This window comes from Hymenobacter coccineus (assembly GCF_001816125.1).
GTDB classification, from domain to species: domain Bacteria; phylum Bacteroidota; class Bacteroidia; order Cytophagales; family Hymenobacteraceae; genus Hymenobacter; species Hymenobacter coccineus.
This window is the reverse complement of sequence record NZ_MDZA01000085.1, coordinates 1-9,723: the sequence shown is the minus strand read 5'-3', so window position 1 is coordinate 9,723 and position 9,723 is coordinate 1. Positions and strand designations below refer to the sequence as shown.

Genomic DNA, 9,723 nt, shown 5'->3' with positions numbered 1-9,723 from the left:
AGGCCACGTTGGCCCCTTCGCCGTGCCCCACCAGGCCCACCCGCCCGCCCGATACCAGGGGCTGGGCGCGCAGGCAGGCCAGGGGCGGCCTGCGCGTCGGTCACGAGGTCGGCGGTGGTGGCGGTGGCGTAGTTGCCTTCCGATTTGCCCACGCCGCGGTCGTCGAAGCGCAGCACGGCAATGCCGTGGCGGGTGAGGTAATCGGCCAACTGCCCAAACATGCGGTAGCCCGACACCTCCGCGTCGCGGCCCTGGGGCCCCAGGTCGGAGAGGAGGACTACGCCCGGGAAGGGCCCTTCGCCGGCCGGCACCGTCACGGTGCCGCTGAGGTGCTTGCGGGTGGTGGTGTTGAGGAACGAGACGTCGGTTTCGCGGTAGGGCGGCGCGGTGCGCAGGCGGGTGGCGGCCTGCTGCGAGGCCACGGCGCGCACCAGCACCAGCGGCGCCGTCAGGCCCGGCTGCGTCCAGGTGCCGCTGAGGCTGGCCCCGTCGTTCAGCACCTTGCCCACGAAGCGGCTGCCGGCCTGCTCGACGCGCAGCGTAAGGTCGTCGCCCTTCACTTCCACCTCCACCGGCATGCGGCTGATGCGCTGCTGCGGGGCATCGAGGGCCGCGTAGTAGGTGCCGTTGCTGAGCGGCACGATGGTGATGATGAGGGTAATCTCGCCGCCGAGCAGCTTCAGCGGGCCCTTCCACTGGCCGTTGAGGGGCGCGGGGCCCGCCGCTGGGGCCCCCGCCGCGCGCGCCGGCTGCCCCAATGAAGTAAAGAGTAATAAAGCGGCGAGTATAAATTTAATCATAAAATAATTATATCAAAAACTGCTTATAAATGACGGTGGGAGTATTTGTGGGTTAAAAGTACAAAAAAGACGTTAATGTCAAGAAATTTCTCGGTGAACGGCGGCTGAGGCCCGATGTTTGGCCGCACGGCGGTGGCTCAGCGGCGGCGGGCTTCCTTTGCAGGGCGGGCGGAAGTGGCCCGCGCCCGCAACCTTTTGCCCCCTGCCCGCTGTTAGCCTGTCTATGCCCAAAAATGACGCTCTGCAAGTGGCCGCCCCCGCGGCCGACCCGATTGACCAGCTCGACCCCCGCGAGTTCATCCTCATCAAAAATGCCCGGGTTCACAACCTGAAAAACCTGAGCGTGGCCTTGCCCCGCAACCAGTTCATCGTCGTCACGGGCCTTTCAGGCTCGGGCAAATCCAGCCTGGCCTTCGATACCTTGTACGCTGAGGGACAGCGCATGTACGTGGAGAGCCTGAGCAGCTACGCCCGGCAGTTTTTGGGCCGCATGGACAAGCCCGACGTGGACTACATCCGCGGCATTTCGCCGGCCATTGCCATCGAGCAGAAGGTCAGCATCAAGAACAACCGCTCGACGGTGGGCACCAGCACCGAGATTTACGATTACCTCAAGCTGCTGTTTGCGCGGGTGGGGCGCACGTTTTCGCCCGTGAGCGGCGCGCAGGTGCAAAAGGATAACGTGGCCGACGTGGTGGATTTTTTAGGGGCCCTGCCCGACGGCACCCGCGCCATGATTTTGGCGCCGCTGCCGCCGCTGGCTCCGGGCCGCACCCTTATTAAAGAACTGGACTTGCTGCTGCAAAAGGGCTACAGCCGCGTGGTGGTGGGGGGTGAAACGGCCTTCATCGAAGACCTACTGGCCGTGGGGGCCCCGGAGCCGAAAGGGGAGGTGTTCATCATGATCGACCGCGCCGTGCTGCGCCCCGGCGACGAGGACCTGCTGTTCCGCCTCTCCGATTCGGTGCAAACTGCGTTTTTCGAGGGCCACGGCACCTGCATTTTGCGTCTGAACGACGACGAGGCGCGCACCTTCTCCGACAAGTTTGAGCTGGACGGGATGACGTTTGAGGAGCCGAGCGTCAACTTTTTCTCCTTTAACAACCCGTACGGGGCCTGCCACACCTGCGAGGGCTTCGGCTCGGTGCTGGGCATTGACGAGGACTTGGTGATTCCGGACAAGAGCATGACGGTGTACGAGGGCGCCATTGCCCCCTGGCGCACCGAAAAGCAGGGCGAGTGGCTGAAGCCGCTGCTGAAAAACGGCATCCGCTTCGATTTCCCCATCCACCGGCCCTACAGCGACCTGAGCGAGGCCGAGCAGCGCCTGCTGTGGACCGGCAACAAGCACTTCCAGGGCCTCGACGCTTACTTTAAGTGGGTGAGTGAGCAGAGCCACAAAATCCAGTACCGTGTGCTGCAAAGCCGCTACCGGGGCCGCACCGTGTGCCCCGACTGCCGCGGCACCCGCCTGCGCAAAGACGCGCAGTACGTGAAAATTGACGGCCGCAGCATTGCCGACGTGGTGCTGCTGCCCATCTCGGGGGCCCTGGAGTTCTTTGCCAATATGGCCCTGAGCGACCACGAAGCCAAGGTGGCCGAGCGCCTCGTGACGGAAATCACCAACCGCCTGGGCTACCTCAACCGCGTGGGCCTGGGCTACCTCACCCTCAACCGCTTGAGCAACACGCTGAGCGGCGGCGAAAGCCAGCGCATTTCGCTGGCCACGTCGCTGGGCTCGGCGCTGGTGGGCTCGATGTACGTGCTCGACGAGCCCAGCATCGGCCTGCACCCCAAGGACGCCGAGCAGCTGATTGGCGTGCTGCGCTCGTTGCAGGAACTCGGTAATACCGTGGTAGTTGTCGAGCACGAGGAGAAGATGATGGAGGCCGCTGACCAGATCATCGACATCGGCCCCGAGGCTGGCAGCGGCGGCGGGCACCTCATGTTCCAGGGCACATACCCCGAGCTGCTGCGCGATACGGCCACCTACACCGGCAAGTACCTCAGCGGGGCCCTGGCGGTGCATGTGCCCGCCGCGCGCCGCCCTTGGCGCAACGCCCTGGAGCTGACCGGGGCCCGCGAGAACAACCTCAAAAATGTGAGCGTGAAAATTCCGCTCGGCGTGATGACGGTGGTAACCGGCGTGTCGGGCTCGGGCAAATCCACCCTCATCAAGCGCATCCTGGCCCCGGCCCTGATGAAGATGCTGGGCGGCGGCGCGGGCGAAAGCACCGGCAAGTTCGACAAGCTGACCGGCGTGCAGGGCCAAGTGTCGCACGTCGAGTTTGTGGACCAGAACCCCATCGGCAAGTCGTCGCGCTCGAACCCGGTCACCTACGTGAAGGCCTATGACGCTATCCGCACGCTGTTTTCGGACCAACCGCTAGCCAAGGCGCGGGGCTTCAAGCCGTCGCACTTCTCGTTCAACGTGGACGGGGGCCGTTGCGAGGTATGCCAGGGCGAGGGCCAGGTGAAGATTGAGATGCAGTTCATGGCCGACATCTACCTGACCTGCGAAAGCTGCGGCGGCCGCAAGTTCAAGCAGGACGTGCTGGACGTGAAGTTTCAGGACAAGGGCATCGACGAAGTGCTGGAGCTGACCGTGGCCGACGCCGTGCAGTTCTTCAAGGGCCAGCCCAAAGTGGCCGAGCGCCTTCAGCCGCTGGAGGACGTGGGCCTGGGCTACATCCGCCTCGGGCAGTCGGCCAACACGCTGAGCGGCGGCGAGGCCCAGCGCGTGAAGCTGGCTTCGTTCCTCACCAAAGGCGCTACGTTGCAGCAGGATAAGATCCTGTTCATCTTCGACGAGCCCAGCACCGGCCTGCACTTCCACGACATTGCTAAGCTGCTGGGGGCCCTGAATGCGCTAATTGAGCAGGGCAATTCGGTGCTCATTATCGAGCACAACGTGGACATCATCAAGTGCGCTGACTGGCTGATTGACCTGGGCCCCGAGGGCGGCCTCAACGGTGGCCACCTGCTCTTCGAAGGCACGCCCGAGGAGCTGGTGAAGCTGAAGGACACCAACCACACGGCCCGCTTCCTGGCCGATAAAGTATAGGGCCCCATGCAGTTAGGCGCCGAAGCCACCGTGGCGGTGGGTACCCCCGATACGCTAATGGTAAGTACCGCCACGGCGGGCACAGCGCAGGTTATTTTTGAGGACGACGGCACCACCGGCTATTTCTACGCCGTGGCGCCGGGGTTCCAAACGGCTATCCTCGACGCGCTGCACGTGTACGACGTGGCCGATGTAGCCGACCGCCGCATTCCTGTGGCGGTGCAGCTATTCTGGACAGTGGGGGAAACGGCGGCCGCGCTCATCATCAATGGCCACTGCCACGCGCTGTACGACTTCCAGCGCCAGGCGGGGTTCTGCCGCAGCGCCTTCCCGCCGGCGCCCCACGGCCAGGTGCCAAAGCGCGAGCTGACTGACGAGCTGGTGGAGCAGTACTTCGGGGCCTGAGCCGGTTACTGGCCGCGCCGGCGCATTTCCTGGCGCCGCATGGGCATCTTGTCCACCGTGCCGAACAGGTCGTCGGGCGCCAGGGGCGTGGCGCTGGTGCGCTTGGTCCCGCCGTCTTTGCCCACCAGCACCACGCCGAACGCGGGTGGCCGCAGGCCCAGGCGCTGCGCCAACTGGCGGTCGGCAGCGCTCAGCTGGTCATAAAACACGTCTATTACTTGCATGTCGCGCGCTTGCAGCTGGTTGGCGGCTGGGGTCAGCAGGGCTTTCTGGCGCTTGAAGTCGGGGTGCCCGGCGCTGGGGGCCCCACCAGCAGGAGGCGGCGCTCGTCGCGGCCGGCGCGCAGGGCTTGCTGCAACGGTGCCGCGGCGGGCGCTTGGGCCGCCGCCCAGGGCAGGGGCCCCAGCAGCGTGGCTAGTAGGAAACAGGCGTATTTCATGGGGCTTTCCGCTTGGTGAAGGGTGGCCGAGCTGCTTCACTGGGCGTCGGCTAGGGTTCTGTACTTCTACGCCGCAAGGTTGTTTTTGAGTAAAAACTACACAAAAAAAGAACGTTACGTAGAGCGCAGCGAGGCACCTGTCTAGAGTGTGAGAACAAATAGTTTTACTAAAAAAAATCACTCATCGCCATGCTGTTACGGACCAGCAGTGGGCAGTCATTGCGCCCTTGCTATCGGGCAAGTAGACAGGCCGAGGGGGTACAGCGCACGGCAACAGCCTGACGCCGGTCGATAGGCCGTGCATTTTCACGGGCCGCCCCACTATCGATGATGGTGAGGAAGACTGCTTTGACGGCCGCTAGGGCCCCGTGCTGCTGCAAAACCAGCCCCTGGCCGCGTGCGACAAACCGCCGGGGCCCTAACCCGACTGGGCCGCGCCGACGTATTCATCTCGCCGCCCACCTACCACTACAACGGGGGGGGCGGCTGCTAGCACTTTGCCCGGGCCCTACTTTGCCGGCCCGTTTTTCAACCTACGCCAACCCTGTTTTTCATGCTTCAGGAACTGCAAACCGTCCTGCTCGGCTACTGGCACCAACTGGTGGCGGCGCTGCCCCGGCTGCTGCTGGCCGCCGTGCTGCTCGGCATCATCTGGGCAATTGCCTCGCGGGTGCGTATTTACCTTGACCACCGCCTGCTGGCCGAATCCGACGACCCGCTGCTGGCCCGCTTCCTTACCAAGCTGGCCCGCTGGGTGGTGCTGCTCATCGGCATCCTGATTTCGCTGCAAATAGTGGGCTTTTCGGGTATCGTGAGTGGCATCGTGGCGGGTGCGGGCGTGTCGGCGGTGGTGGTGGGCTTTGCCTTCAAAGACATTGCCGAGAACTTTCTGGCCGGGGTCATCCTAGCATTTAACCGGCCCTTCAACCTGCGCGATACCATTTCTATCCAGGAGGTGATGGGCCGGGTGGAGTCGCTGGACCTGCGGACCACGCTCGTTAAAACCTTCGACGGCAAGGACGTGTACATTCCCAACGCCACGGTGCTGAAGGAGAAGGTGACCAACTACACCCGCGACGGCTACTTGCGGCAGGATTTCGTGGTCGGCATCGACTTCGACGACAGCGTGGCCGGGGCCACCAAGCTCATTCTGGAGCAAATTCGCCAGCTACCCGAAATCCTGAATACCGAGCCCCACACGCCATTTGTGATAATAAATGAGCTGGCTACCAGTACCGTAAACCTGAAAGTATTTTTCTGGACCACTACCGACGACTACCGGCGCGGGGTGCTGGAGCTGCGCAGCGAGGTGATGGACCGCACCAAAACCGTGCTGGCCGCCAACGGCTATTCGCTGCCGCCCGACATCATCGAAGTGCGGTTGCCCAGCTCCAAGGTGGCGCTGCCCATCGAGTTGCGCCTGGCCCCCGGCCAGGCCCCGCTAGTGCTGCCCACCGCCGACCCTAAAACCCCGCCTCCAGCGCCGAAAGCAGCCCCCGCACCAGCCGCGTAAGGCAGGTCCTTCTGGCTTAACTTGCTGCGCTGGGTAGCCTAAGACCCCTTTTCGGGGCGGTTTCGGAGTAGGGGCGGGGCTTACCCCTGGCCGCACGTGCGCACCAGTTCGGCGGCGCTGTGCAACGACAGGCGAGGGCAAGCCCCGCTCCTACATCGGTCCATACTGCCGGGCCGATTGGTGGCTACTTCTCACTCTAAAGTATCTTGTTTTATGGACGACCAAGCGCCTGACTTTGACCTGATTGTGCTGGGAGCCGGCTCGGCTGGCCTGGGCCTGGCCCTGTTCATGGCTCGCATCAAGCTGCGGGTGCTGCTCATCGACCGCACGGCCGAAGCCGTGGGCGGCGACTGCCTCAACCACGGCTGCGTGCCTAGTAAGGCGCTGATTCACGCGGCCCGGCAGGTGCACCAGGCCCGGCAGGCCGCGCGCTTTGGCCTGCACGTGAGCGGCGCGGCCGACATGGGGCGGGTGATGGACTATATTGAAGAGCGCCAGGCGATTATTCGCCGGCACGAAAACCCCGAGTACCTGCGCGGGCTGGGCGTGGTGGTCGAAATTGGCAGCCCCCACTTTGTGGGGCCCCAGGAGGTGGCACTGAACGGCCGCACTTACCGGGGCCGCAAAATCGTGGTGGCTACCGGCTCGCGGCCCCGGCCGCTGCACGTGCCGGGGGCCGAATTGGCGCGCCTCTACGACAACCAGCGCGTGTGGGACCTGCGCGCGCTGCCCGGCCGCCTGCTGGTGGTGGGCGGGGGCCCCAACGGCGTGGAGCTGGCCCAGGCCATGCAGCGCCTCGGGGCGCAGGTGACGCTGGTGCACCGCGCCGCCCGCCTCCTCGAACGGGAAGACCCCAGCATCAGCGCCGTGCTGGCGGCGAGGCTGCGCGCCGAGGGCATCACGCTGCACCTGGAGGCGGAGGTAACATCCTTTACCTCCGCCACCGAGGCCCGCATCACGTCCCGGCAGGGCGACGAATTTGGGGTAGGTTTCGACATCGGCTACGTGGCCATCGGGCGGGTGGTCGGCTTCGACGGCCTGGCGCTGGAGCAGGCCGGGGTAGCCGTGGATGAGGACGGCCACGTCCGGCTCGATGAGCATTTGCAAACCACCAGCCCCGACGTTTTCGTGGCCGGCGACGCGGCCAACTCACTCAAATTCAGCCACGGGGCCGAGCTGCATATGCGCCTGCTGCTGTTCAACTTCTTCTCGCCCATCAAGAAAAAGCTCAGCTACGACCACTTTTCCTGGGTCACCTTCACCGACCCCGAAGTAGCCCATTTTGGCCTCGACGCCGCCGAGCTGGACCGGCGCGGCACGCCCTACGAGCGCTGGGAAACCGACTTTGCCGACGACGACCGCGCCGTGGTGGACGACTACCGCGACAGCCGCCTGCTGCTGTTCATCGAGAAAAACCGCCTGCCCCTGCCCGGCCAGAAGCGCCGCATCCTGGGCGGGGCCATGGTGGCCCCCGGCGCGGGCGAGCTGGTGCAGGAGCTGATTCTGGCCAACGCCAGCGGCCTGGACATCAGCGCCATCTTCGATAAGATATATCCCTATCCCGTGGCCGCTCGCATCAACCAAAAGCTCATCGTGGACCACCAGGAAGTATCCGGGCTGCTGCAAACGACGCTCGATGTGGCGTATCGGCTGCAATAGTTGCGGGGCCCCAGCCCGCCCAAGGTAACCTCACGGGGCCCCACGCCCGCCCGCTACCCGCGCCAGGCCGCCAGGTCGGCGGCCGAGTCCACGTCGGATAAAGTGGGCAGCTGGGCCACGCGCAAACCCAGGCGGGCGGCATCGGCCAGGGTATCGGGCAGTACGGAGGCGGTGCTCCAGGCTTTGTTGGCGAGTAGCTCGGCTTTTAATTTGTTCATCCCCAGCAGGTAGTATCCGCCGTCGGCGGCTGGCCCTACCACTACCTCGTGGCGCAGCAGTTGGTCGAAGGCCTGCCGCAGCAGCTCGGCGCTCAGGCCGGGGCAGTCGGTGCCGATGATGACCACCCGGCCCGCACCCGCTGCAAACGCCTCGCCGAAAGCCTGCGCCATGCGGCCCCCCAGCGAGTCGGCGGCCGGCTGCACGCGCCAGGGCAGGCCGGGCCATTCGGGCCGGGGCTGGGCGGGGTCGCCCACGGCCGGGGCCTCCGCTAGCCAGAGCGTGGCGGGTATTTGGGCCCCGGCCACGGCCGCCGCCGTCAGGGCCAGCAGCTCGCGGTACACGGCCAGTGCCGCCGCCGGCCCGATGCCCGCCGCTAGGCGGGTTTTGACGCGGCCCAGCACTGGTTCGCGGGCAAATACTAGCAGGTGGGGCGTGGGCATTTTGGTGCTTGGGAATTGGTGCTTGGTGCTTGGGATTTGGTGTTTAGCAGTTTGTGCTTTGGTATTGAACAGCCCAATTACTAAGCACCAACTCCCAGCTACTAGCAAAGCTACACTTTGCCCTGCCGGATGAGCCGCCGGTAGAGCTGCACCAGGCGGCGCTGCGACACGCCCAGGTAGTAGAGTACCACGATGAGGGTGAAGATACCCTGGAGCCGGAAAATGCCGTTGGTTAGGTACTTGCGCGCCGAGGTGGTGACGGCGCGGGGCAGCAGCCGAAACGGCGCTTGCGCCCGCAGGCGGGCCACGAACTCCTGGTCTTCCATCACCAGCAGGTCTTCGCGGTAGCCCTGGAGGCGGTTGAACAAGTCGCGGCGCACAAACAGGCTTTGGTCGCCGAAGCGCACGGCCGTGAGGGGCAGGCGGGTACACCAGGCGCTGAACCGCAAAAACCAGTGCGGGTGGTCGAAGGCCAAGCGGTAGCAGCCCGCCCCGTACCCTTGGCCCAGGGCCCCCCGCACCTCGGCCAGGAAGCCAGGCGGCGGGTACGAGTCGGCGTGCAGGAAGTACAGCACCTCGCCCCGCGCCTGCTGCGCCCCGTAGTTGAGCTGGGCGGCGCGGCCCTTGCGCGGACAGGCCAGCACGGTGGCCCCGGCCAGCTGGGCTCGGCGCGCGGTATCGTCGGTGCTGCCGCCATCCACCACCAGCAGCTCCGGGGCTGGCTCGCCGGCCGTGGCCCGGCGCAGGTAGTGCAGCAGGGGCCCAATGGCTTCGGCCTCGTTGTAAGTTGGGATGATGATGCTGACCGGCAGGCTGGTAGCGGACGGCGAGCCGGGGCTGGCCTCACCACCGGCCCGCGCTGGGGGAGAAATCATACGTACAACTTGTTATCTACGGGGCAACTGCCACCCGCCCCAAGCCAGTAGGTACGCCGGGGCGCGGCGCACGTTGCGCCCGCCGGCCAAAAGCCCGGCCCCGGCTGGCGGCGCGGCCGGCCATTCCGTAGTGTTTTCTCCGAACTTCTTACCCGTTTTCTATGCCGATTTTTCCGGTTTCGCACCCTTTGCTCAAACGCTTCGACCGCTGGGCCGCGCCGGCCCTGGCCCTGCTGGGGCTGGGCCTGCTGCTGCTCGAAACCCGCCAGCCGCTGCGGCGGCGCACCCGCCCGCGCCCGGAGCGCTGGC

Annotated in this window: 9 protein-coding genes; 4 read left to right on the top strand and 5 right to left on the bottom strand. The window is 65.4% G+C overall.

The genetic code is table 11. The features are described 5' to 3' along the window. The coding region (locus BEN49_RS06510; RefSeq protein ID WP_193415774.1) for an alpha/beta hydrolase family protein at nucleotides 1–800 on the bottom strand (800 nt) is incomplete at its 3' end. A 223-nt stretch (nucleotides 801–1,023) separates the two neighbouring features. Between BEN49_RS06510 and uvrA the strand changes: the two genes are divergently transcribed. Together uvrA and BEN49_RS06500 are read left to right on the top strand one after the other, a co-directional pair. Beyond that, nucleotides 1,024–3,864 (top strand): excinuclease ABC subunit UvrA, encoded by a 2,841-nt coding sequence (uvrA, locus tag BEN49_RS06505; RefSeq protein WP_070742249.1) that lies wholly within the window; start codon nucleotides 1,024–1,026, stop codon nucleotides 3,862–3,864. Between the two features lie 6 nt (nucleotides 3,865–3,870). Then, on the top strand, nucleotides 3,871–4,269 hold the full coding sequence (locus BEN49_RS06500) for a DUF2251 domain-containing protein (protein ID WP_070742248.1): 399 nt from the start codon (nucleotides 3,871–3,873) through the stop codon (nucleotides 4,267–4,269). Between the two features lie 5 nt (nucleotides 4,270–4,274). Here BEN49_RS06500 and BEN49_RS29325 read toward each other — a convergent pair whose 3' ends face one another. Continuing rightward, a complete protein-coding gene (locus BEN49_RS29325; RefSeq protein WP_239691841.1) occupies nucleotides 4,275–4,529 on the bottom strand; it encodes a DUF4174 domain-containing protein in 255 nt (84 codons plus the stop codon). After that, complete coding sequence (locus tag BEN49_RS29320) at nucleotides 4,526–4,708, bottom strand: hypothetical protein (protein WP_070742246.1); 183 nt, start codon at nucleotides 4,706–4,708, stop codon at nucleotides 4,526–4,528. The genes BEN49_RS29325 and BEN49_RS29320 overlap by 4 nt, the downstream gene beginning before the upstream one ends. A gap of 553 nt (nucleotides 4,709–5,261) precedes the next feature. Here BEN49_RS29320 and BEN49_RS06485 point away from each other — a divergent pair. Beyond that, nucleotides 5,262–6,221: a mechanosensitive ion channel family protein gene (locus BEN49_RS06485; protein ID WP_070742245.1), complete on the top strand. Its 960-nt coding sequence runs from the start codon at nucleotides 5,262–5,264 to the stop codon at nucleotides 6,219–6,221. 213 nt (nucleotides 6,222–6,434) lie between these two features. Further along, a complete protein-coding gene (locus tag BEN49_RS06480) occupies nucleotides 6,435–7,880 on the top strand; it encodes a dihydrolipoyl dehydrogenase family protein (protein ID WP_070742244.1) in 1,446 nt (481 codons plus the stop codon). A gap of 53 nt (nucleotides 7,881–7,933) precedes the next feature. On the opposite strand, the gene BEN49_RS06475 is transcribed toward BEN49_RS06480, so the two are convergent. Then, nucleotides 7,934–8,539, bottom strand: coding sequence for a TIGR04282 family arsenosugar biosynthesis glycosyltransferase (locus tag BEN49_RS06475; protein ID WP_070742243.1), 606 nt, complete (start codon nucleotides 8,537–8,539; stop codon nucleotides 7,934–7,936). A 110-nt stretch (nucleotides 8,540–8,649) separates the two neighbouring features. Next, entirely contained in the window at nucleotides 8,650–9,414 is a 765-nt protein-coding gene (locus tag BEN49_RS06470; protein WP_083325830.1) for a TIGR04283 family arsenosugar biosynthesis glycosyltransferase, read from the bottom strand. Between the last annotated feature and the right edge of the window lie 309 nt (nucleotides 9,415–9,723).

Bases quoted from the DNA above. Each gene is read 5' to 3' on its own strand.
- BEN49_RS06485 (WP_070742245.1), top strand. From the start codon at position 5,262: ATGCTTCAGGAACTGCAAACCGTCCTGCTCGGCTACTGGCACCAACTG.
- BEN49_RS06480 (WP_070742244.1), top strand. From the start codon at position 6,435: ATGGACGACCAAGCGCCTGACTTTGACCTGATTGTGCTGGGAGCCGGC.
- BEN49_RS06470 (WP_083325830.1), bottom strand. From the start codon at position 9,414: ATGATTTCTCCCCCAGCGCGGGCCGGTGGTGAGGCCAGCCCCGGCTCG.
- BEN49_RS06500 (WP_070742248.1), top strand. From the start codon at position 3,871: ATGCAGTTAGGCGCCGAAGCCACCGTGGCGGTGGGTACCCCCGATACG.
- BEN49_RS06475 (WP_070742243.1), bottom strand. From the start codon at position 8,539: ATGCCCACGCCCCACCTGCTAGTATTTGCCCGCGAACCAGTGCTGGGC.
- uvrA (WP_070742249.1), top strand. From the start codon at position 1,024: ATGCCCAAAAATGACGCTCTGCAAGTGGCCGCCCCCGCGGCCGACCCG.
- BEN49_RS29320 (WP_070742246.1), bottom strand. From the start codon at position 4,708: ATGAAATACGCCTGTTTCCTACTAGCCACGCTGCTGGGGCCCCTGCCC.